General features: G+C 46.5%; 22 protein-coding genes and 1 tRNA gene. 21 read left to right on the top strand and 2 right to left on the bottom strand.

What is annotated here, in order from left to right:
* The first annotated feature begins 45 nt into the window (after positions 1-45).
* On the top strand, positions 46-708 hold the full coding sequence (locus ICN22_RS10240; protein WP_216170784.1) for a C40 family peptidase: 663 nt from the start codon (positions 46-48) through the stop codon (positions 706-708).
* Positions 709-727: 19 nt separating this feature from the next.
* Here ICN22_RS10240 and ICN22_RS10235 read toward each other — a convergent pair whose 3' ends face one another.
* A complete protein-coding gene (locus ICN22_RS10235) occupies positions 728-1,516 on the bottom strand; it encodes a patatin-like phospholipase family protein (RefSeq protein WP_439650994.1) in 789 nt (262 codons plus the stop codon).
* Between the two features lie 327 nt (positions 1,517-1,843).
* Between ICN22_RS10235 and scpB the strand changes: the two genes are divergently transcribed.
* From scpB to arsB, 15 genes are all read left to right on the top strand, one after another.
* Positions 1,844-2,566, top strand: coding sequence for an SMC-Scp complex subunit ScpB (gene scpB / locus ICN22_RS10230; RefSeq protein ID WP_216170779.1), 723 nt, complete (start codon positions 1,844-1,846; stop codon positions 2,564-2,566).
* A 6-nt stretch (positions 2,567-2,572) separates the two neighbouring features.
* On the top strand, positions 2,573-4,330 hold the full coding sequence (locus ICN22_RS10225) for a pseudouridine synthase (RefSeq protein ID WP_216170777.1): 1,758 nt from the start codon (positions 2,573-2,575) through the stop codon (positions 4,328-4,330).
* Positions 4,331-4,503: 173 nt separating this feature from the next.
* Positions 4,504-4,995 (top strand): ribosome maturation factor RimP, encoded by a 492-nt coding sequence (gene rimP, locus ICN22_RS10220; RefSeq protein ID WP_216170984.1) that lies wholly within the window; start codon positions 4,504-4,506, stop codon positions 4,993-4,995.
* Positions 4,992-6,473, top strand: a complete 1,482-nt coding sequence (gene nusA, locus ICN22_RS10215; RefSeq protein ID WP_216170775.1) for a transcription termination factor NusA — start codon at positions 4,992-4,994, stop codon at positions 6,471-6,473. Before rimP ends, nusA begins: the two co-directional genes overlap by 4 nt.
* A gap of 13 nt (positions 6,474-6,486) precedes the next feature.
* Complete coding sequence (gene infB, locus ICN22_RS10210; RefSeq protein WP_216170773.1) at positions 6,487-9,264, top strand: translation initiation factor IF-2; 2,778 nt, start codon at positions 6,487-6,489, stop codon at positions 9,262-9,264.
* A 14-nt stretch (positions 9,265-9,278) separates the two neighbouring features.
* A complete protein-coding gene (gene rbfA / locus ICN22_RS10205; RefSeq protein ID WP_015420788.1) occupies positions 9,279-9,647 on the top strand; it encodes a 30S ribosome-binding factor RbfA in 369 nt (122 codons plus the stop codon).
* 6 nt (positions 9,648-9,653) lie between these two features.
* Positions 9,654-10,565 (top strand): tRNA pseudouridine(55) synthase TruB, encoded by a 912-nt coding sequence (gene truB, locus ICN22_RS10200; RefSeq protein WP_216170771.1) that lies wholly within the window; start codon positions 9,654-9,656, stop codon positions 10,563-10,565.
* Positions 10,566-10,635: 70 nt separating this feature from the next.
* Positions 10,636-12,453 (top strand): translational GTPase TypA, encoded by a 1,818-nt coding sequence (gene typA / locus ICN22_RS10195; protein ID WP_216170769.1) that lies wholly within the window; start codon positions 10,636-10,638, stop codon positions 12,451-12,453.
* A gap of 114 nt (positions 12,454-12,567) precedes the next feature.
* Complete coding sequence (locus ICN22_RS10190) at positions 12,568-14,931, top strand: Tex family protein (RefSeq protein ID WP_216170767.1); 2,364 nt, start codon at positions 12,568-12,570, stop codon at positions 14,929-14,931.
* An 84-nt stretch (positions 14,932-15,015) separates the two neighbouring features.
* Positions 15,016-15,270, top strand: coding sequence for a type II toxin-antitoxin system Phd/YefM family antitoxin (locus ICN22_RS10185; RefSeq protein WP_216170765.1), 255 nt, complete (start codon positions 15,016-15,018; stop codon positions 15,268-15,270).
* On the top strand, positions 15,270-15,686 hold the full coding sequence (locus ICN22_RS10180; protein ID WP_216170763.1) for a type II toxin-antitoxin system VapC family toxin: 417 nt from the start codon (positions 15,270-15,272) through the stop codon (positions 15,684-15,686). The genes ICN22_RS10185 and ICN22_RS10180 overlap by 1 nt, the downstream gene beginning before the upstream one ends.
* An 86-nt stretch (positions 15,687-15,772) precedes the next feature.
* Positions 15,773-16,531 carry a molybdate ABC transporter substrate-binding protein gene (gene modA / locus ICN22_RS10175; RefSeq protein WP_216170761.1) on the top strand — a complete coding sequence of 253 codons (759 nt, stop codon included), beginning with the start codon at positions 15,773-15,775 and terminating at the stop codon, positions 16,529-16,531.
* 37 nt (positions 16,532-16,568) lie between these two features.
* Positions 16,569-16,898, top strand: coding sequence for an ArsR/SmtB family transcription factor (locus tag ICN22_RS10170; protein ID WP_216170759.1), 330 nt, complete (start codon positions 16,569-16,571; stop codon positions 16,896-16,898).
* Entirely contained in the window at positions 16,895-17,374 is a 480-nt protein-coding gene (locus tag ICN22_RS10165; protein WP_216170757.1) for an arsenate reductase ArsC, read from the top strand. The genes ICN22_RS10170 and ICN22_RS10165 overlap by 4 nt, the downstream gene beginning before the upstream one ends.
* Before the next feature lie 8 nt (positions 17,375-17,382).
* Positions 17,383-18,432 carry an ACR3 family arsenite efflux transporter gene (gene arsB / locus ICN22_RS10160; protein ID WP_216170755.1) on the top strand — a complete coding sequence of 350 codons (1,050 nt, stop codon included), beginning with the start codon at positions 17,383-17,385 and terminating at the stop codon, positions 18,430-18,432.
* 44 nt (positions 18,433-18,476) lie between these two features.
* Here arsB and ICN22_RS10155 read toward each other — a convergent pair whose 3' ends face one another.
* A complete protein-coding gene (locus tag ICN22_RS10155; protein WP_216170753.1) occupies positions 18,477-19,250 on the bottom strand; it encodes a sulfite exporter TauE/SafE family protein in 774 nt (257 codons plus the stop codon).
* Positions 19,251-19,366: 116 nt separating this feature from the next.
* On the opposite strand from ICN22_RS10155, the gene ICN22_RS10150 reads away from it, so the two are divergent.
* The 5 genes from ICN22_RS10150 to ICN22_RS10130 all read left to right on the top strand — a co-directional run bounded on the left by ICN22_RS10150 (position 19,367) and on the right by ICN22_RS10130 (position 23,665).
* Positions 19,367-20,260 carry a pseudouridine synthase gene (locus ICN22_RS10150; protein ID WP_216170752.1) on the top strand — a complete coding sequence of 298 codons (894 nt, stop codon included), beginning with the start codon at positions 19,367-19,369 and terminating at the stop codon, positions 20,258-20,260.
* Between the two features lie 7 nt (positions 20,261-20,267).
* Positions 20,268-21,350, top strand: a complete 1,083-nt coding sequence (gene dusA, locus ICN22_RS10145) for a tRNA dihydrouridine(20/20a) synthase DusA (protein ID WP_216170749.1) — start codon at positions 20,268-20,270, stop codon at positions 21,348-21,350.
* Between the two features lie 63 nt (positions 21,351-21,413).
* A tRNA-His gene (locus tag ICN22_RS10140) sits at positions 21,414-21,489 on the top strand.
* 61 nt (positions 21,490-21,550) lie between these two features.
* Complete coding sequence (locus ICN22_RS10135; protein ID WP_216170747.1) at positions 21,551-22,336, top strand: formylglycine-generating enzyme family protein; 786 nt, start codon at positions 21,551-21,553, stop codon at positions 22,334-22,336.
* Positions 22,337-22,339: 3 nt separating this feature from the next.
* On the top strand, positions 22,340-23,665 hold the full coding sequence (locus tag ICN22_RS10130) for an ATP-dependent DNA helicase (RefSeq protein ID WP_216170745.1): 1,326 nt from the start codon (positions 22,340-22,342) through the stop codon (positions 23,663-23,665).
* The last annotated feature ends 5 nt before the right edge of the window (positions 23,666-23,670 follow it).

The raw sequence follows: 23,670 nt of genomic DNA, 5'->3' as shown, positions 1-23,670 counted from the left end.
GGGCTAGCACTTGGTGAAAGAGGCCTTCTTTGTTAGAATGAAGGAATGTCCCTTAAAAAAGACCTCTTGCCAATCGCTATACTGATTGCAATCACATTGGCTGCCAATCCTGCACGAGCTTCGGATACTGTTGCTGATGCTGCAAAAGACCTGCCTGCAGAAGTTGCTAAGGAGGCTCCCAAAGAAACCATGTTTCAGGCGGGTAAGTCTTACTTCGCTCGTGTGTCAGATCGTTTGGCAGATTCCGTTACCGTTAAATCAGATGAATTAATTAACCGCGCCATGGAAGTGATTGGCGTGCGTTATCGCTGGGATGCAGAGTTACCGCAATCTGGTTTGGACGGCAGTAGTTTTGTTGGCTATGTTTTTAAAGATAAGCTAGGTTTTTTATTGCCACGCAAATCTACTCAAATGAGCCGAGTAGGCAAACCGATTACTCGTGAAGAATTGCAGCCTGGTGATTTAGTGTTTTTCAACACCATGCGTTTAACTTTCTCTCATGTCGGCATTTATGTTGGCGACAATAAATTCATTCATTCCCCATCTAAGGGTACCAGTGTGCGTGTAGACGATCTCGGTAGCCTCTACTGGGATAAGCGCTTTGATGGTGCTCGCCGCCTCGACGGCAGTGACAACTTGGGTGACGCAGAGCGTAAAGAGTTGTTAAATGAAGTAAATAAACTCAAACGCAAATCTCGTAGCCTATAGGCTTCTAGCTAGAGTATGTCTAGCTCTTTAGCCTCTCTTTTATTAGCGCCATTTGCTCCTGTGCCGCAACCTCACCAGCAAGGATGGCGGCATTTCTGGATTTGAAGTCGCCGCTACTCATTTGTTTGAGAAGAGGCGTGATCACAATATCTGCGCTCTTGAGCTCATACTGATTAATACTTCGCTGCATGATGGATATCGTTTGTTGCATAACACCAAAGGTTCCGCTGGCATCTTGATGAACGGGTTCTGATGAGATGTTGACCGCGATGATGATGGTTGCACCCATCTGCCTTGCATAGCTCACAGGGACTGGAGCAACCAAGCCGCCGTCCACATATTCTTTGCCGCTGATGACTGCGGGCTGGAATACGCCTGGGACGCTGCAGGAGGCTCGCACCGCTAAACCTGTATTGCCAGAGCGAAACAAGATACCTTTACCAGATTGCAGTTCAGTCGCCACAATTCCTAGGGGTATGCGCATTTGCTCGATAGACTTATTTTGTACTTCACGATTCACCATGTTTTGAAGTGCATCCCCTTTAATCAGACCTCCGAACCTTCCCGCAAAAGGCAGGCCCCAGTCGGCAATGGTTGCCTCATCAAGATTTAAGGCAAGCCGATTGAGATCATTTCCAGTGGCGCCAGAGGCAAGTAGTGCCGCAATAACGCTTCCGGCACTACTGCCGACCACGATATCGGGCCGAATACCTTGTGCCTCTAATGCCTTAATGACACCCACGTGGGCAAAACCTCGGGCGGCACCTGCCCCCAAGACAAGCCCAATGACTGGCTTGCGACTACTCATTAGGCTGCACCCGCTCAGGCTTGAACCCCCAATGAGAGCCCCAAAACATAGGCTTAAGCCCAGAAAACGACGTCTTGTGTCGGCCTTGGTGGATAAAAGAGGGGATATGGCTGTAATTTCGTGCATATAGCTATTGTATTGAGCCTCCCTTATAATGGTCACAGGTGAGCGAAAAAAACTTCGTTTCAGCGCGGGTAGTTCTCCAGTGTGTATTTACAGAGATCAACTGCCCGTTGTAGCTAAATAGCGCCACCAGAAAACTACCAACCCATTACTGAAATACATTTTTATAGTCTCATCAGGTCCTTACCTGATAGCCCGAATTTTATGGATGATCACAATAAACGCGTAATTGAAACAGCCCTCTTGTGCGCGCAAGAACCACTCACAGTTGCTGATCTGACGCGCTTATTTGTCGAAGATATTGCCCCTGGCGAAGTTGATGATGCTCTTTTAGAGCTTCAAAAGGCTTGGGAAGACAAAGGCATGGAGTTAGTCCACATTGCAACAGGCTGGCGTTTTCAGAGCCGCTTAGCAATGCGTGAATATCTTGATCGCTTGACTCCAGAAAAGCCGCCAAAGTATTCTCGCGCGGTGATGGAGACTTTGGCGATCATTGCCTACCGTCAACCAGTGACCCGCGGTGAGATCGAAGAGATTCGTGGCGTTGCAGTAAGCAGCAATGTGATGAAGCAGTTAGAAGATCGGGGTTGGGTTGAGGTGATTGGTCATAAAGAGACCATCGGTCGCCCAGGTTTATATGCCACCACCAAACAGTTTTTAGATGATTTGAGTCTTACTAATTTACAAAGCTTGCCAATGTTAGAAGATGCTGCACCGATGGCCGCAGCTGCGCAATTAGGTCAGGCGGTAATGGAGTTTGACTCTACTGCAACCGTAGAGACAGTCATCGAGTTAGATGAACACGGTCAGCCCATCATTCAGTCAACAGAGGATGCGTTAGTAAACGAAGAATCCATCAGCGAAGAAATAAGTAAAGTAGAAGAAGTTACTTCAGAGTCTGAAGAAAAATCAGACGAACAAAAATAATTATTAATGACAAGTCATAACGAAAACGATTCATCTCCGATTAAACCTACATCGGATAACTCTACTAGCTCTGAGTTTGCTCCCAATACTGAGGTTGCAAAAGGCGAGGGGCGCGAAGGCGGTCAACGTCGTCCTCGCCGTCAGGGTGCAGGTGCAGGCAAGCCGTTTAATAAGAAACGTCCATTTAATAAGGATCGGCCTCGTCGCGAGGGTGAGCCTGGTGGCGGGCGCGAGGGTGCTAACCCATCAGCTGCCAAGCTAGCACCGAATGCAGCAGAGAGTGAAGCCTTGTTTGCTTCAGTAGTCTCTGGAGAATTTGATGCTGCATTAGATGCACCTGAAGTAGTTGAAGTCAAAAATCCAGATGGTGTGAATGAGAATGAGATTTCTCATCAAACTGGTGCAGAGCGTCGCGCACAACGTGTGCGTCATGACGAAGATGCCGATACACCTAGCGATGATGAGATGAGCAGTTTGCAATTTGCCAACATCGATGATTTGCCGCTCAGCTTGCGTGATGAAGTTTGGTCAGACTTAGACGGCTTAGATGACGAAGCTGACGACGAAGATACTGTCAAATTGCATAAGGTATTGGCTGACGTCGGTATGGGTTCACGTCGCGATATGGAAGACTTAATTATTCAAGGGCGCGTATCCGTGAATGGACTGCCAGCCCATATCGGTCAGCGCATTGGACCTACTGATCAAGTGCGCATTAACGGCAAACCAGTACATCGCAAGATTCAGACTAAGCCGCCACGCGTGATCATGTATCACAAGCCTTCCGGCGAAATCGTAAGTCAGTCCGATCCAGAGGGTCGTCCAACGGTATTTGATCGTTTGCCAAAGCCGCGTCAAGGACGTTGGATTGCGGTAGGGCGTCTGGACTTTAATACTGAAGGTCTATTGCTATTTACGACTTCAGGCGAGCTGGCTAATCGCTTAATGCATCCCCGTTACGGTGTTGAGCGCGAATACGCTGTCCGTATTTTGGGTGATTTGAGCCAAGAAAACACAGCTCAATTAAAAAGCGGTATTACTTTAGATGATGGTCAAGCCAAATTCTTACGACTTTCTATGGGTGGCGGGGAAGGTGCGAACCGTTGGTACCACGTTGCTTTGACGGAAGGTCGTAACCGGGAAGTACGCCGCATGTTTGAGGCAGTCGGGCATGTCGTCTCTCGTTTGATTCGTACGCGTTACGGCATTTTCTTATTACCTCCACGTTTGAGACGGGGTAAATGGGAAGAGATTGAGGCCGGCGGTATCTATAACTTAATGAAGTTTGCAGGCTTAAAAATGCCTCAACCCCAAGATAAGGGTCGTGGCCCAGCTTCTGGGTCTCATGGACGAGATCGTAATCCTGCTTCTAGCGGGGATTTTCAGCCAGATCCAATGCAAACCTCGGTTTCTTATTGGGGTTCACGGGATGCTTTAACCCAGGCTAGTGGTCATGGCGCTCTTACTCATCAAGGTCGGGGTGGTAAACCTAGCGGTGGTGGTTCGAGCGAGGGGCGCGGTCCTTTCCGTGGTCGTACCCAGGGTGGGCGTCCAGGCGCAGGTGGTCAGGGCGGTCAAGGTGCTGGCCAGGGAGCTCAAGGCCAGAACCGTAATAAAGGCAAGAAAGTCCATCACGGACAGTCTGCTTTTGTAACAGCAAGCCCCCAAAGCCCGGGTAATGGCCCTAAACGGGGGGCTCCAAAAGGGCGTAAACCCTTCAATAAAGGCCCTAGAAAACCGCGAAATCCTATCGAAAGCTTCTGATTTTGATGAGTTTTCCTCTAAATCGGCTATAATTTTGCTCTTACAGCAGTTTGCTGCTGTTATGAGTTGTTACCGACTGATGTTGCGATCAACGTAAGTCGGCCTGTTCTGAATTTCGAGAATATGGGCTTTGAAGCCCATTTTTTTTTGCCATTTTGGATTGAAGGGTGTTCGTGAAGGATCAGCGGATTATTTCTGCGGAGGTAGAAAATCTAGGGTACACGCTAGTCGATATCGAGCGTGAAGCCGGAGGTTTGCTGCGTGTCACGATTGAAAACCCGGATTACGAGCGATTGATTAATGTCCAGGATTGCGAAAAGGTAAGTCATCAACTGAGCTACACCTTGCCAGTTGAAAACATTCCCTTTGAGCGTCTAGAGATTTCTTCACCTGGTCTCGATCGCCCTGTGAAGTCAGCGGCTGATTACGAGCGCTTCTCCGGAATGGAAGTGGATTTGAAGTTACGTGTCGCCACTAGCGATCGCAAGAAGTTTCGTGGTGTGTTGCAAGGTTTGCTGAGCGGTGAATTGGATTCACCTGATGCCAAATTTGGTTTGTTGTTTGAAGGCGCCGATGGCGCTGAGTCTCAATTGGAGTTTTCTTTAGCCGAGGTCGAAAAGACTCGGTTGGTCCCTGTTATTGATTTCAAAGGAAGAAAGTCATGAGCCGAGAAGTTCTCATGTTGGCAGACGCCTTAGCGCGTGAAAAGAACGTAGATCAAGCAATTGTGTTTGAGGCGCTAGAGATGGCGTTAGTATCAGCTACCAAGAAACGTTATCCGACAGAAGATGTGGATATTCGTGTAGCGATTGATCGCGAGTCTGGTGAATACGAAACCTTCCGTCGTTGGTTGGTTGTTCCTGATGAAGCTGGCCTCCAAGAGCCTGATAAAGAAATTCTGCATTTTGAAGCGCTTGAACAATTTCCGGATATGGAAGTTGGCGAACACATCGAAGAACAAATTGAATCTTTAGCCTTTGGCCGTATTGGCGCACAAGCTGCTAAACAAGTGATCTTGCAACGCATTCGTGATGCTGAGCGTGAGCAAATTCTGAACGACTACCTTGAGCGTGGCGAAAAAGTCATGACCGGTACCGTAAAGCGTGCTGACAAAAATGGTTTGATTATTGAATCTGGTCGCGTTGAAGCCTTGCTGCGTCGCGATCAAATGATTCCTAAAGAAAACTTACGTTCTGGTGACCGTGTTCGTGCTTACATCCTGAAAGTAGATCGTGAAGCCCGTGGCCCACAGATTGAGCTCTCACGTACTTGCCCAGATTTTTTGATCAAGTTATTTGAGAACGAAGTTCCAGAAATGGAGCAGGGTTTATTGGAGATTAAGGGCGCAGCTCGCGATCCTGGTATCCGCGCAAAAATTGCTGTAATTACTTACGATAAGCGTATCGATCCAATTGGCACTTGTGTTGGTGTTCGTGGTACACGCGTTACTGCAGTACGTAACGAAGTAGCTGGTGAGGCAGTAGATATTGTGTTGTGGTCTGAAGATCCAGCGCAGTTTGTGATTGGTGCCTTGGCTCCGGCACAAGTATCTTCTATCGTGGTTGACGAAGAGCGTCACGCCATGGATGTGGTGGTTGATGAAGAGAACTTGGCAATTGCGATTGGCCGTAGCGGACAGAACGTTCGCTTGGCTAGCGAATTGACTGGTTGGCAAATCAACATCATGACTCCAGAAGAATCTGCTGAGAAAACTGAAAAAGAAGCTGCTTCTGTACGTCAATTGTTCATGGATAAATTGGACGTTGACCAAGAAGTTGCTGATATCTTGATCGAAGAAGGTTTCAACACATTGGAAGAGGTTGCTTATGTACCCCTTTCTGAAATGTTGGAAATCGATTCTTTTGACGAAGACACCGTAAACGAATTGCGTACTCGTGCGCGTGATTCTCTCTTGACCATGGAATTGGCCAAAGAAGAGCGCGTTGGCGAAGTCTCACAAGATTTGCGTTCCCTTGAGGGAATGACGACTGAATTGGTTGCAAAGCTTGCTGACAATCAAGTTCATACCCGTGACGACTTAGCTGAACTGGCTGTTGATGAGCTAATTGAGGCGACACAAATTGATGAAGAAACCGCGAAAACGCTCATCATGAAAGCGCGCGAACATTGGTTTACTTCATGAGAGGAAGTAGTACATGGCAACAACAGTAAAAGTACTCGCTAAAGAATTAAAACGTACCGCGCCAGACCTTCTGGAGCAATTGAAGGCGGCCGGTATCGAAAAAGGTTCTGAGGACGATAAAATAACCGAAAAGGATAAAACTGTCCTTCTTGAGCATTTGCAAAAAGAGCACGGTAGTGCGGATACGAGTAATCGTAAAAAGATTACTTTGATCAAACGCGAAAACTCAGAGATTCGTCAGGCAGATTCTGCCGGACGCACTCGTACCGTTCAGGTTGAGGTTCGTAAAAAGCGCGTGCTAGTTAAAGCGGGAGATAAAGCTCCTGAAGAGACTCCAGCTCCAGCGGCTAAGGAAGCTGTTCCTGCAGAATCTGCTAAGCCAATCCTTTCTGCCGAAGAGTTAGAAAAACGCGCAGTTGAAGTTACTCGTCAAGCTGAGTTATTAGCTCGTCAAGAAGCTGAAATGAAAGCCGCAGTAGATGCTCGGCAAAAAGAAGCGGATGCTGCAGCTGCTGCAAGCGCAGCTGAGCCAGTAAGCGGAAAAACTGCTAAATCAGATGGAGATGCGGCGGCGGCAAAAGCTGCTGAAAAGAAAGCGAAGGCGGACAAGGTTGCTAAGGACATTGCTGATGCCAATAAGGCTCAGTTAGCGGATATTACAAAACGTCGTGCCGCTGCTGAAGCTGAAGCTCTAGCGATTCGCGACATGATGAGTACGCCTGCACGTGTTCTCAAAGCACCAAGTGAAATTACTGCTGAGGAAGCTAAAAAAGGTACTTTACATAAACCTGCCAAGGTTGAAGGTGCTGACGATAAGAAAAAAACAGTTGCTAAAGTTGGTGGTAAGACAATTAAGTCTGCAGAGACTTCATCTACTTGGCAAGAAGAAGGTGCCAAGAAACCGGGTGGTCTCAAGACTCGTGGTGATAGCTCTGGTGGTGTAGGCGGTTGGCGTTCAGGTGGCGGTAGAAGAAAGCAACGTCAAATTGCTGAAGCTAATACCGATACCAATTTCCAGGTGCCTACTGAAGCGATTGTGCGTGATGTTAATGTCCCAGAAACCATTACTGTTGCTGAGTTAGCTCATGCCATGGCTGTGAAGAGCGCAGAAGTGATTAAGCTCTTGATGGGTATGGGTCAGATGGTCACGATCAACCAGATCTTGGATCAAGATACGGCTATGATCATTGTTGAGGAAATGGGACACACTGCTCATGCTGCTAAGTTAGATGATCCTGATTTAGATTTAGGTATTGCTGGTCACGATGCAGAATTATTACCGCGTCCACCAGTAGTCACGGTGATGGGTCACGTTGACCACGGTAAAACATCTTTACTCGATAAGATTCGTGCGGCTAAGGTTGCTACTGGCGAAGCTGGTGGCATTACTCAGCACATTGGTGCTTATCACGTTGAAACTCCACGTGGCATGATTACCTTCCTTGATACCCCGGGTCACGAGGCCTTTACGGCAATGCGTGCTCGCGGTGCTAAGGCAACGGATATCGTGATCTTGGTAGTTGCTGCGGATGATGGCGTGATGCCACAAACTAGAGAGGCGATTCATCATGCTCAAGCAGCGGGTGTTCCAATCGTTGTAGCAATCAATAAGATTGATAAACCTGAAGCCAATTTAGAGCGTGTCAAAACAGAATTGGTAGCTGAGCAAGTAGTTCCTGAGGAATACGGTGGCGATGTGCCATTTATTGGCGTTTCTGCCAAGACTGGTGACGGCATTGATGCATTACTTGAGAACGTACTCTTGCAGGCAGAGGTTTTAGAGCTCAAAGCAGCTAAAGAAGCTCCGGCACAAGGTCTAGTGATTGAGGCGCGCTTGGATAAAGGACGCGGTCCAGTTGCTACTGTTCTTGTTCAGTCTGGAACGCTGAAGCGTGGCGACATGTTGCTAGCTGGCTCAACTTACGGTCGTGTTCGTGCGATGTTGGATGAGAACGGTAAGCCATGTAATGAGGCTGGCCCATCCATCCCTGTAGAGATTCAAGGTTTATCTGAAGTCCCTGCAGCTGGTGAATCAGTGCAAGTAGTTCCCGACGAGCGTAAAGCACGTGAGATCGCACTGTTCCGTCAAGGCAAGTTCCGTGATGTGAAGTTGGCGAAGCAGCAAGCATTCAAACTCGAAACCATGATGGAAAACATGGAAGAGGGTGCAGTCGAAGCGAAGTTGTTGCCGCTGATCATTAAGGCAGACGTACAAGGTTCTCAAGAAGCATTGTCACAGTCGTTGCAAAAGCTCTCTACTGCAGAGGTGAAGGTTCAAATCGTCCACGCTGCAGTAGGCGGTATTACTGAAACTGACGTGAACTTGGCAGTTGCTTCTAAGGCGGTCATTATTGGCTTTAACTCTCGTGCGGATGGTGCAGCGCGTAAGTTAGCTGAGAATAATGGTGTGGATATTCGCTATCACAACATTATTTATGATGCGGTTGACGAAGTGAAAGCAGCCTTAAGCGGTATGTTGACACCAGATAAGAAAGAAGAAATCACCGGTATGGTGGAGATTCGTCAAGTCTTCTTGGTATCTAAAGTGGGCGCAATTGCAGGTTGCTTGGTACTCGATGGTGTTGTCAAGCGTAATTCTAGCGTTCGCCTCTTACGTGAAAACGTCGTGATCTGGAGTGGTGAGTTGGATTCTCTCAAGCGCTTTAAGGATGATGCAAAAGAAGTTCGTGCCGGTGTTGAGTGTGGCTTGTCATTAAAAGGCTACAACGACATCAAAGAGGGCGATCAGCTGGAAGCATTTGAAGTAACTGAAGTTGCTAGAACACTCTAAGAACTACCGAGTACATGCATAAAACTAGCCCTCATCGTAACCAGCGTCTCGCGGATCAAATTCAGCGAGACCTGGCCGAACTGATTCCTCGTGAACTGCGTAGCCCGAGTCTAGGTTTAATTACTTTACAAAGTATTGAACTCACGCCTGATTTGGCGCATGCAAAAGTTTTCTTTACTGTTTTAGGCGCTGAGCCTGAAGTGGCATTAAAGGCGCTCCAGGATAAAGCGGGCTATTTACACTCATTATTGTTTAAGCGTTTGCATATTCATACTGTGCCAACCCTGCATTTCCACTACGATAGTTCTGTTGAGCACGGTATCGAAATGTCTCGCTTAATTGATCAAGCGGTCGATAGTGATCGCAAAGACGAGAACGCGTAAATAGCTATGTCTGTACGTATCGACGGTGTTGTTTTGCTTGATAAACCTGCTGGCATGAGCTCGCAAGGTGCAGTCACTGCCGTGAAGCGTGCATTTAACGCAGAAAAAGCTGGGCATACTGGCACTCTAGATCCCATGGCTACTGGCTTACTCCCAATTTGTTTAGGTGAAGCAACCAAGTACTCTCAGGATTTATTAGAGGCAGATAAAACTTACATTGCTCAAGTGAAATTTGGTCAGCGTACTGATACTGGTGATGCTGAAGGTCTCATCATTGAAGAGTTGCCGCTCCCAGTATTCGCTGATGAAGTTGCCCTGAAGCTAGCACTAGAGTCATTGCTCCCAGCATTTACCGGCCCTATTAGTCAGGTTCCACCAATGTATTCTGCGCTCAAGCGCGATGGTAAGCCTTTATATGAATACGCTCGCGCTGGTGTTGAGTTAGAACGAGCCCCAAGAAATATCACGATTCATGCCATCCGTTGGACCAATATCAATTGGCCTGAAGCTACTTTAGAAGTGAGCTGCAGTAAAGGCACTTACATCCGCGTGATAGCAGAAGATATTGGCAAAGCATTAGGCTGTGGTGCGCATTTGGTTGGCTTGCGTCGTACTGAAGTTGGGCACCTGAATTTAGAGCAGTCTTTCACGATTGAATCTATCCAGAAAGGCTTGCAAGAAAGCTCAAGCTATATCTTGCCAGTCGATGCACTCTTACAAACCTTGCCACATCTCACGGTAGATGAGCAGCAAGCAAAACGTTTAGAGATGGGCCAACGAGTCCCGCTCAATTTACCTTCGATAGAAGCACTAGTACGAATCTATCGTGCAACTGCTGCTCCACATAATTTCATTGGTACTGGAGATTGGCGCTCTGGGGTATTGCATCCTAAGCGTTTGATTTCTTCGGCCCATTAATATTTTTGACTTATTAATTGATTAACCTTAACTAACCTGAATTTCATATTCTTAACTTTAGAAGCTTCACATGACTAAACGCGCACTTCGTAATATCGCCATCATCGCCCACGTTGACCACGGTAAAACTACCTTGGTTGACCAACTCTTGCGCCAATCTGGCACATTCCGTTCTAATGAAAAAATGACCGAACGCGTCATGGACTCAAACGATTTGGAAAAAGAGCGTGGCATTACTATTTTGTCCAAGAACTGTGCAGTTGAGTATGACGGCACACACATCAACATCGTAGACACACCAGGACACGCTGACTTCGGTGGCGAAGTAGAGCGTGTGCTCTCCATGGTTGACGGTGTTTTACTCTTGGTTGATGCGGTTGAAGGCCCAATGCCACAAACTCGCTTCGTAACTAAGAAAGCTTTAGCTTTGGGTTTAAAGCCTATCGTTGTGATTAACAAGGTTGACCGTCCGGGTGCACGTTGTGACTACGTTATTAATGCCACTTTTGAATTGTTTGACAAACTAGGTGCTACTGAAGAGCAGCTCGATTTCCCAATCATCTATGCATCAGGCTTGAATGGCTATGCAGGAATCACGGAAGATGTCCGTGAAGGCGATATGCGTCCATTGTTTGACGCTGTTCTGAAATACGTACCTGTGCGTGATGATGATCCAGATGGCCCTTTGCAATTCCAGATTTCTTCAATCGACTACAACAGCTATGTCGGTAAGATTGGTGTTGGCCGTATTAGCCGTGGACGTGTGAAGTCAGGCATGGAAGTGGTCTGTATGAACGGTCCCGATGGCGTGCCATTTAAAGGCCGTATCAACCAAGTATTGAAATTTAAAGGTTTAGAGCGTGAAATCGTTGAAGAAGCATTTGCTGGCGATATTGCTTTAATCAACGGTATTGAAGAGTTAGCAATTGGTACAACGGTTTGTGCAGTTGATAAACCAGATCCATTGCCAATGCTCAAGATTGATGAACCTACTTTAACTATGAACTTCATGGTGAACACCAGCCCATTAGCTGGTCGTGAAGGCAAGTTTGTGACTAGTCGTCAGATTCGTGAGCGTCTTGATCGTGAGTTGAAGGCCAACATGGCTTTGCGCGTAAAAGAAACTGATGATGACACCGTATTTGAAGTATCCGGTCGTGGTGAGTTGCATTTGACTATTTTGGTTGAAACCATGCGTCGTGAAGGTTATGAGATGGCAGTTTCCCGTCCTCGCGTTGTGTTCCACGAAGAGAATGGCGTCAAGATGGAGCCGTACGAGAACTTAACGGTTGACGTAGAAGATGCCACTCAAGGTTCCGTAATGGAAGACTTGGGTAAGCGTAAGGGCGAGTTACAAGATATGGTGAGCGACGGAAAAGGCCGTACCCGTCTTGAGTACCGTATTCCTGCACGTGGTTTGATCGGCTTCCAAGGTGACTTCATGACTATGACTCGCGGTAACGGGTTGATGAGCCATACATTTGATTCATATGCTCCAGCTAAAGATGGCATCTTGGGCGAGCGTCATAACGGTGTATTGATTAGCCAAGATGACGGTGAAGCAGTTGCTTACGCTATTTGGAAGCTGCAAGATCGTGGTCGTATGTTTGTAAAACATGGCGATCCTGTTTACGAAGGTATGGTGATTGGTATTCATAGTCGCGATAACGACTTAGTTGTGAACCCGATTAAAGGTAAGCAATTAACTAACGTACGTTCTTCAGGTACTGATGAAGCGGTTCGTTTGGTCACACCAATCGACTTGACTTTGGAATACGCTGTTGAATTTATTAGCGATGATGAGTTGGTTGAAGTAACACCGAAAAGCGTACGAATCCGTAAGCGTCATTTGAAAGAGCATGATCGTAAGAAGGCTTCCCGAGAGTAATCTTTCAGAGATGCTTTAATAAGTTATCTAGTTAGTCAATAAGAGTCACCTTTGGGTGGCTCTTATTTTTACTCCATAGCAATATTCTTAAAACCTTAATAAATTAATAATTTCATGCTGCCATCCATTGAACAACGACTTGCCCAAGAGTTATCCGCTAAACCTGCACAAGTGGCTGCTGCCATTGCCTTAATGGATGAGGGTGCAACAGTGCCCTTTATTGCGCGTTATCGCAAAGAGGCAACTGGTGGTCTAGACGATACGCAGTTGCGTTTACTAGAAGATCGACTCGGCTATTTACGAGAATTAGAAGAGCGTCGTAAAGCGATTATTGCTTCGATTGAAGAGCAAGGCAAGATGACACCAGAGTTGCTTAAATCTATTATGTTGGCTGAGGATAAGACCCGCCTAGAGGACCTATATCTTCCTTATAAGCTCAAGCGTCGCACTAAGGCGCAAATTGCCCTAGAAGCAGGCTTAGAGCCGCTGGCAAATGATTTATTGGCTAACCCCATGCTAGATCCTGAAGTGGAAGCAGTCAAATACCTCAAAGCAGCATTTACATCGGATCAGGGTGACAATCCCGGTGTAGTGGATACCAAGGCCGCTCTTGAAGGTGCACGTCAGATTTTGATGGAGCGTTTCGCAGAAGATGCTGGACTAGTGCAATCACTCAGAACGTATTTGCAAGAGCATGGCGTGGTGGAGTCCAAAGTGACTGCCGGTAAAGAGCAAGAGGGTGAGAAATTCTCGGACTACTTCGATTATTCAGAGCCCATCTCGGCAATTCCGTCGCATCGTGCCTTGGCTTTATTTAGAGGTCGTCGTGAGCAAATGCTCATGGTCAACTTGCGTCTAGATACCGAAGAAGAAAAGCCCAAATGGGATGCACCCCATAATCCTTGCGAATCCCGCATTGCTCATCAATTCAAGATCAAAAATGAAGGTCGTCCTGCCGATCAGTGGCTCGCAGAGACCGTGCGCTGGACATGGCGTATTAAGTGCTCCATGCACTTGGAGTCTGAGCTGATGAGTGCTTTGCGTGAACGCTCTGAAGTTGAGGCGATCAATGTCTTCGCACGCAACCTGAAGGCTTTACTGTTGGCCGCACCTGCAGGACCAAAGGTCACCATTGGCCTTGATCCCGGTATGCGGACCGGTGTGAAGGTAGCGGTTGTGGATGCTACGGGCAAAGTGGTAGATACCGACGTTATTTATCCGCACCAACCCAAGAATGACTGGGATGGTTCACTGCATACCCTTGCTAAATTAGCCGAGAAGCATAAAGCCACCTTAATCTCGATTGGCAACGGTACAGCCTCACGTGAGACTGATAAATTAGCGCAAGATTTAATCAAAGCTAAACCCGAACTCAAGTTAACAAAGATTGTGGTCTCTGAAGCAGGGGCATCGGTTTACTCGGCCTCTGAGTACGCCTCAAAAGAATTACCTGGAATGGATGTATCTTTACGTGGAGCGGTATCGATTGCGAGAAGGCTGCAGGATCCTCTGGCTGAGCTGGTGAAGATTGATCCAAAGTCCATTGGTGTAGGTCAATATCAGCACGATGTGATGCAGACTCAGTTAGCTAAGTCATTAGTGGCAGTAGTAGAGGATTGCGTCAATGCGGTAGGTGTTGATGTGAACACAGCATCCGCACCATTATTGGCAAGAGTCTCAGGCTTGAGTGCTACGGTTGCTGAAGGTATCGTGTCTTATCGAGATAGCAATGGTGCCTTTGAGACGCGAGCAGATTTGCGTAGCGTGCCACGCTTAGGTGAAAAGACTTTTGAGCAAGCAGCTGGTTTCTTACGCATTATGAATGGTAAAGATCCCTTGGATGCTTCTGCTGTCCACCCTGAATCCTATCCTTTGGTAGAAAAGATTCTGAAAGATATCAAGAAGGGCGTTAAGGAAGTGATTGGCGATGTCGGAATACTCAAAGGACTCAATCCAGAAAAGTATGCCGATGAGAAATTTGGCGTTCCCACTGTTACTGACATCATTAAAGAATTAGAAAAGCCTGGTCGCGATCCACGTCCTGAGTTTACTACAGCGACTTTTAAGGATGGTGTTGAAAAAATCAGTGATCTCAAAGCCGATATGATTTTAGAAGGCGTTGTCACCAACGTGGCAGCCTTTGGCGCCTTTGTTGATATTGGTGTTCATCAAGATGGCCTCGTCCATATCTCCGCATTGGCCAACACCTTTGTAAAAGATCCGCACACGGTAGTCAAAGCAGGGCAGGTTGTGAAAGTCAAAGTGCTGGAAGTGGACGAGAAACGCAAGCGCATTGCATTAACAATGCGCCTATCCGATGAGGCTCCTAAAGTGTCGGCAGGCTCAAAACCTGAGCAAAGAGCAAATAGACCAGGCGCTCCAAGAGCCCCCGAAGCTAGAAGACCACAGGAAGATAGAAGCTCTGCACCTCCAATGAATAATGCAATGGCAGACGCCTTGCGTAAGTTAAAGGGGTAAATCTCTCTTCAGGGGAAGGGGGCTTGAACCCCTAAGAATAATGTAGTAACATTGCTACATTAATTACCTCTTGTGGAGGTTTCAATGATCACCACTTTATCGAGCCGAGAATTTAACCAAGATACCGGTAAGGCTAAAAAAGCCTCAGAAACAGGCCCAGTGTTTATTACTGATCGCGGTAAGCCTGCGCATGTATTAATGACTTTTTCAGACTACCAGCGAGTCCTAGGGAAAAGAAAAAACATGTCTGATCTTTTGGGGATGAAAGGCGCAGGTGAAATTGAATTTGAGCCTGCGAAAGTGCAAGGCCTAATCAAGTCAATTGGAGATTCTTTGTAATGTATTTATTGGATACCAATGTTGTATCTGAATTGAGGAAATCAGCTGATGGTCGAATCAATAAAGGGGTTCAATCCTGGGCCGAAGCAATCTTCCCAGAATTGATGTTCATTTCTGCGATCACAGTATTGGAATTAGAAATCGGTGTCTTACAAATTGAGCGCCGCGATAAAAAACAGGGAGCTGTACTCAGGCGCTGGCTAAATCAGAATGTCTTACCAGCATTCTCCGAGAGAGTCTTGCCAGTTGATTTGGCTGTTGCTCAACGCTGCGCTAGCCTTCATGTACCTAATCCTAAATCAGAACGAGATGCCATGATTGCAGCTTCAGCTATTGAGAGTCGAATGACTATCGTCACTAGAAACGTATCTGATTTCAGTCAATCAGGTGTGAAGGTGTTTGATCCTTGGATTTAGTGAGTCTTGATGAGGATTCATGACGCCCCTTATAAGACATACCTTATAGTGCAGTAGATATGCTTACGACTTTAAATAGTTAAAAAATGACCCCAATCAAACAGATTCTTTTGGCTTTGCTGACTCTCTATGTCTCAGCTTCTTTAGCGCAAACAGCACCAACAGTAGCTGCAGCCTCGGATCTCAAGTTTGCCCTAGAAGAAATTGCTGCTAACTATAAGGCCGATAAGGGGCAAAAGGTGAGGCTGGTATTTGGTTCATCTGGCGTACTATGGCAGCAAGTCAAAAACGGAGCGCCCTTTGGTTTGCTGATGTCTGCAGATGAAGCGTATATCGATGACTTATCTAAAAATGGCTTAACGGTGGATCAGGGAAGCCTTTACGCTATCGGTAGAATAACCCTCTTACAAAAAAAAGGTCACCCAATCAAACTCAGTACGGATAAAGATGGTTTGATTAGAGCAATTACAGAAGCCAAAAAAATCGCCATTGCTAACCCAGAGCATGCACCTTACGGTAGGGCCGCAAAAGAATATCTCATCAGCATTGGAGCTTGGGATCTGGCTCAGCCTAAGCTGGTATTTGGAGAAAACATTTCACAAGCAACGATGTTTGCCTTAACCGGCTCAGCAGATTTTGCAATTTCTGCTCTGTCTTTAGCGATATCACCCCAAGTGCAAGCCCAATCTACTTATGTATTGATACCAAATCACTTACATAAGCCCTTAAGACAAAAGATGACCTTGATAAAAAATAGCGCATCTAGCGCTGAGGATTTTTATCAATACCTGCAAGGGCCTAAGTCCCGGCAAATCATGAGTAGGTATGGTTTTATCGCACAGTAGTCATTTATTTGTAATATAGTTTGATTATTATCGAATTATGAAAAATACCGAAGCTATTCTGGCATTCATCGCCCTAGGGCAAGAATCCCGCTTAAACGTATATCGCCTGATAGTTCAAAAGGGCGATCATGGTTTATTGCCCTCGCAAATCCATGAAATGTTAGGCATTCCTAATGCGACCCTCAGCTTCCATTTAAAAGAGCTCTATCAGGCAAATCTGATTACTGTTGAGCGTCAAAGTCGCAATCTGATCTACAGGCCAAACCCAGGAATAGTGGAAGATCTCAGTCAATTCTTGCTGGCTAACTGCTGCGGTGGTATGCCATGCAAAACTACTAAAACTGCGAAAAAGGTAAAAGCCCAATGAAACAGTACAACATCCTTTTCTTGTGCACTCACAACTCTGCTCGATCAGTATTGGGTGAGGCTTTAGCATCTACTCATCCAAGTGGCAAATTAATAGGGTATTCAGCTGGCTCTACTCCAGGCACAAGCGTTAATCCCATTGCTGCTGACATTGCAGAAGAATTGGGCATGGACCGCACTCTTTTGAGATCGAAGAGCTGGGATGAGTTTGGTCGAGAGAACTCCCCAAAGATGGATTTTATTATTACAGTTTGCGATAACGCCGCTGGCGAAGTGTGCCCATTTTGGCCGGGTCAGCCTGCGACAGCCCATTGGGGGTTCCCTGATCCGTCGCAGGTACAAGGAACAGTCTTGGAAAAGAAGGCAGCTTTTAATGAGGTGAAAAATGGCCTTAAAAGACGCCTAGATATTTTAGCTTCGATGCCACTAGAAAAACTAGACTCTATTAGTCTTAAAGTGATTCACACATCAATCTAAATATAAGCATGAATAGCATAACTAAAAAACTATCTTTTCTGGATCGCTATTTGACGGTCTGGATCTTTGCAGCAATGGCCTTAGGCATTGCCTTAGGGCACTTTATTCCGGATATGGAAAGCTTTATTAATTTCTTTCAGATCGGCACAACCAATCTCCCAATTGCTATTGGCTTGATATTGATGATGTATCCACCTTTTGCTAAGGTGCGTTACGAAGATCTGCCTGACGTTTTTAAAGATAGGCGCATTTTTCTGATTTCGCTATTAATGAACTGGATCATTGCACCAACTTTAATGTTCTTCTTGGCGATTACTTTTGTTCCAGATCAGCCAGAGTACATGGCTGGCCTGATATTGATTGGTATTGCACCTTGTGTTGCGATGGTGATCATTTGGAATGATCTAGCCAAAGGCTCTACTGAATATGCTGCTGGTCTTGTTGCATTTAATGCCATTTTTCAGGTGCTGTTCTTTAGCGTCTATGCTTATTTCTTTCTCACTGTCTTGCCCCCTTATTTTGGACTCGTTGGATCGAGCGTCAGCATAGGCATGGGTCAGATTGCGCAAAGTGTATTTATCTATTTAGGCATTCCTTGTATCACTGGAATATTGACTAGGGTAGTGATGCTCAAGTTCATGACTAAAGCGCATTATCACGAGCATGTTGTACCTCGCATTGGTAAGCTGACTTTGATTGCCTTACTCTTCACTATCGTGGTGATGTTTAGTCTTAAGGGTGGGGTGATGTTGACGCTCCCGATGGATGTCCTCACCATTGCCATCCCATTGCTCATCTTCTTTCTGATCATGTTCTTATTGACATTTTTTGTCACTGGCAAGATGGGGATCGACTATAAGCGTTGCTGCACACTCTCATTTACGGCTTCGAGTAATAACTTTGAGTTGGCTATTGCGGTAGCAATTGCAGTATTCGGAATCAATTCTGGAGCAGCCTTTGCAGCAGTCATAGGCCCCCTAGTAGAGGTGCCCATCATGATTGGCTTAGTCGCTGTGGCTTTGTGGTTCAAGGAGCGCTATTTTTCAAAAGGCGTATAAGTTGTAGGCTTCGCACATCTAATTCTGCTCTCATGATCAAGTGCTTATTTAAGAAAAGCGTCATAAAAGGTTTTGATGATGAGGATACTTACTAGAATGAAGAAGCCTTTACGAATAAAAGAGTTGCCATGCTTGATCGCAATTCTGGTGCCGATTTGACCGCCCACCAAATTGGCGCTAGCCATGAGTAAGCCGAGTTTCCAGTCAAAGTAACCTAGATAGAAAAAGACACATAGCGCACCTAGATTGGACGCAATATTGAGAAACTTGGCAGGCGCTGCCGATCGTAAAAAATCAAATCCCAAAACACGGGTGTAAAAGAGTTTGTAAAAGGCGCCAGCTCCAGGCCCTAGGAAGCCATCATAAAAACCGATGATGCCAGCGCCAGTGGAAGCAATCGCCTTTTGTTTGTGGTGATTGTGTTTGGGGGCGTGCACTAGACCAGCGCCAGATTTGATATTAAAAATTAGCAACGCAAGTAACAAAAATGGCAGGGCGCCTCTTAGCCATTCTGTTGGTAAGCGGGTAACAAGGTAAGCGCCCGCAACAGAAGCAAAAAAAGCAAAGGAAGAGGAGATGATCACCAGACCCCAGGGGCTCTTGTTGGCTCTGCTGTACTGAATGGCTGAGCCAATCGTGCCAACGATAGAGCCAAACTTATTGACTGAGAGTAGGGTGGCTGGCGGAAAGCCTGGTAGGGCTGCAAACAGTGCTGGAACCTGAATCATTCCTCCGCCACCAATAATGGAGTCGACCAATCCTGCAAATAATGCGAAGGCAAACAATAAGCCAAGGTCGAATGCAGAGAGTTCAAGCATATTGTCTATTCATTTTCTAGTTCTAAGGGGCGCTACTACCCCATTTTAGGGTGGTTTTATCTGGGCGCCCCCAGATAACATTGCTCGCCATGGTGGGCGTGGATAATCTAGTGCAAATGAAAGTGAATTCTGAAGGAGTCTCCTCATCTAGGGTGTATTTGCCTGCAGGGCAGAGCTATGATTCTTTGTTGGATTTCTTTATTACCACTTTTCCACATATTGAAAGAAGTGAGTGGGAAGCTCGCTTTGAAGAGGGTTTGGTATTTAATCAAGAGGGAGAGGCACTTTCTGCCAGCAATGCTTATCTGCCTAATACCCATTTGCTGTACTTTAGGCGCTTGGTGAGGGAGCCGGAGATTCCTTTTGAGGAGAAAATCTTATTCCAAGATGAGCATATTTTAGTTGCGGATAAACCCCATTTTTTACCAGTCACTCCAAGCGGTCTTTACTTGCATCAAACGCTACTCAATCGCCTAAAGAAAAAAACAGGTATTCAGGACTTAAGTCCTATTCATCGCATTGATCGCGATACAGCGGGGTTAGTCATTTTCTCAGTCAAGCCTCAGGAGAGGGCGCAATACCAAAATCTCTTTAGAGACCGAGAGGTCAAGAAAGTATACGAAGCCATAGCGCCATATTCAGAAGAGCTCTGCAAAAAACTGCCAATGACTTATGTGAGTAATATAAAAGAGTCTGAACATTTCTTGCAAATGGAAGAAGTGGATGGCATAGCAAATACAGATACCTACATTGAATTGATTGAAGTAAATGCACCTTGGGCTAAATATTGCTTAACTCCTGGTAGTGGTAAAAAGCACCAATTACGTTGCCACCTTAATGCCCTCGGAGTTCCAATACGCCATGATCAGATCTATCCAATCCTGACCCCTTATCAAGAGTATGATTTGGACTTTTCTAAACCCCTGCAACTCTTAGCTAAAGAGATTCATTTTAAAGACCCGGTAACGGGGCATGAACGATTTTTCATGAGTCAAAGAGTCTTGGCTTGATATTCGTATGACTGTAAAACTGCCGAAGCGTTTAGCTGTCGCTCCAATGATGGAGTGGACTGACCGTCATTGCCGCTCTTTTCATCGCACGCTGACTAAAGATGCGGTTCTGTATACCGAGATGGTGACTACGGGCGCACTGATTCATGGGGATGTGCCACGCCATTTAGATTATTCGCAAGATCAACACCCCGTCGTATTGCAGTTGGGTGGTTCAGACCCTTCTGATTTAGCTAAAGCTGCAGACTTAGCGCAGCAGTGGGGCTATGACGAGATTGATCTCAATTGCGGTTGTCCTTCTGAACGCGTGCAACGTGGTGCTTTTGGCGCTTGTCTGATGGCCGAGCCCGCATTAGTGGCAGATTGCGTTAAGGCCATGAAGAGTGCAGTCGATATACCTATTTCCGTAAAGCATCGTCTTGGCTTGGATTTAATGGATGCTGCCAACTCTGAACAAGATTATCAATTTGCGCTGAACTTTATCCTTGCAGTAGCAGATGCAGGCGCTAGCCAGGTCACCATCCATGCTCGTAATGCAGTCCTCAAAGGTTTATCCCCCAAGGAGAATCGCAGTAAACCGCCATTACGTTATGAAGTCGCTGCAAAGCTTCGCCTTGATGCACAAAAACAATTCCTGAACCTGAAGGTATTGCTCAACGGCGGACTAGAAAGCAATGAGCAAATCGCTGGCCATTGGGATGATTTTGATGGCTTTATGGTGGGTAGGGCGGCTTATCATTTTCCGGCGATGTTGCTCGGTTGGGATGACTTAATCAAGACTGATGGCGAAGCCGCTGGATATCTTTTTAGCGAGACCGAGTGGCATCGCATTCAGATTGCATTGGTGAAGCAGGTGCAGGCTTGGTTTGATGAGTGCCAATCGAAAGGCAAACCGTTTTATATCGGAGCCTTTACAAGGCACATTCTTGGGTTGGCTCATGGCAGGGCTGGCTCCCGTTACTGGCGCCAGCGCCTTTCTGATCACCATGCTCTGGCTAAGGTACAAAGTAAGGCTGCCATTTTGGACTTCTTTATCGATGCTAGCCTTACCCTAGGGGATTGGGCCGCTTTTGAGTTCGAGGGCTCTTAAATCTTATAACTAGGGCTTTTTGACAGGGTTTTAGCCCAAAAGCTATAATCTAGGTCTTCAGTGGCGGACGTAGCTCAGTTGGTAGAGTCCCAGATTGTGATTCTGGTTGTCGCGGGTTCGAGCCCCGTCGTTCGCCCCACCGAATATTGCATTATCCTAGGGCTCCCTATCCGGAGCCTTTTCTTTTGAGATTTTTATTCATGAAAAAATTCGACCTTCTCCCTGTTATTTTCGGCCTACTGCTGTCCGTGATCGCTCTGTATTTCATGTTGCAACCATCAACTGCCACTAGCGCACCTGCGTCAACCATCCCTGTGGTTAAAGTTGGCAATGTGACTTGGGATCAAACTGAGATGACCATTGCGGATATGAAAGCGTTTGCGACGGCTACAGGCTTTGTAAGCCAGGCCGAGAAAAACGGCGGCGGGCTCAATTACGAATCCGGTTTTGTTAAGAAACTCGGTTGGACTTGGAAAACCCCCTACGGTGTTCCTGCAAAAGATACTGAGCCAGCAGTACACCTCAATCAATCTGAAGCTGCATCTGTATGCCGTTATTTTGGCAAGCGCTTGCCTACTGAGGCTGAGTGGATCTCTGCGGCATTTGTAGAGCAACGAGCAAATCCACCTACTGGCTTTGTGAAGGGTGAGCGTTATCCATTCCCCGGCGGTAGCACTCCAGCGGCTTCTCATTGCCTCAGTGGCTGTGGTGACTACAAAGGTGTCGCTCCTGCAGGTGCCTTAAACCGAGGTACTGGCCATGTCTCCACGGGCACTACTAAGCTCGGAGTCAATGGACTATTCGATATGGGTGGCAACGTGTGGGAGTGGACTGCTACCGAGCGTAACGGTGGCTACATTACCCGTGGTGCATCTTGGTGGTATGGCCCTGAGAGACAAAAAGAATCTGATGTGGAATCTAAGCCAGCAGATATTGGAGTGGTTTACATTGGATTTCGGTGTGTGGCTGATGCCGTGAAACAATAAGGAATGACCGCACCCGTAATTGATCCATCCGCTATTGAAATCACCTCTGAGTACCAGGAGGTAATTGACGCAATTGAGCGCCACGACCCCTATATCTTTGTCAGCGGTAAGGCGGGCACCGGTAAGACCACTTTAATTGGCTATTTACGTGAAAACATTCATGGCAACGTAGTGGTAGTTGCGCCAACTGGCGTAGCTGCATTGCAAGTGAAGGGCGTCACGATTCACTCCTTCTTTCGCTTGCCACCTCGCTTGATCTTTCCTGAAGAAGATATCAAGCCTTTAAAAGATAAGCGTCTCTATAAAGATATTCGTCTCCTGATCATCGATGAGATCTCAATGGTGAGAGTAGATGTAGTGGATGCAATTGATTTATTTCTGCGCGCTAACGGACCTCATAAGAGTGAGCCCTTCGGTGGCATACAGGTGATGTTTGTTGGGGACTTGTTTCAGTTGCCGCCGGTGGTATCTCAGGCGGATATGCAAGTACTTTCGGAGCGCGGTTACGAAGGCCCTTATTTCTTCTGCGCCAATGCGTTACATCGTAAAGATGTCACGATGGTGGAGTTATCAAAGATCTTCCGTCAAAAAGATGCGCACTTTGCCGGCTTACTCAATCAGATCCGTATCAATCAAGACATTGAAGAAGCACTCAATACTTTAAATACCGTCTGTTATGAAACAAAAAAAGAAATTGATGAGCAAACCATCACGCTAACCACGACCAACGCTCGTGCAGATCAAATTAATGGCGCAGGATTACGAGCACTTACAACTGATGCCAAAGTCTATATGGGCAATAGCACTGGTAAGTTCAATGTGGATGATCGCAATCTGCCATCACCTAATCAGCTCACTCTAAAGGTGGGCGCCAAGGTGATGTTTACGGCAACCGATAGCAATTTCCCGAAGCGTTGGGTCAACGGTACGATCGGGGTAGTGCGTGAGTTGTTGCCTAACACTGTAAAGGTGATGGTACAAAACGGTCCTTACTCTAATACGGTGGAAGTTAAAGGACATCAGTGGGAATCGTACCGCTATGACCATGACATGATGTCTGGCAAGATTTCACCGAACATCATTGGCACCTTTGTGCAGATCCCACTAATGCTAGCTTGGGCTGTCACTATTCATAAGAGTCAAGGCAAGACTCTGGATAAGATCAAAGTAGATCTCTCTTCAGGGGCATTTGCCTCAGGACAAGTTTATGTCGCCTTGAGTCGCTGTACCTCCATCGAGGGCATCATTCTAGAGCGCCCCATACAGCCTAAGGATGTGAGCTGCGATCAAGAGGTGAAGCGTTTTTATTTGAACTGCTTGCCTGGCTAACTCGC

Origin of the sequence: Polynucleobacter bastaniensis (genome assembly GCF_018882205.1) — a bacterium.
Classification (GTDB): Bacteria; Pseudomonadota; Gammaproteobacteria; order Burkholderiales; family Burkholderiaceae; genus Polynucleobacter; species Polynucleobacter bastaniensis.
Note: the sequence above shows the minus strand (reverse complement) of the source record. Positions and strands in the feature narration are given on the sequence as shown.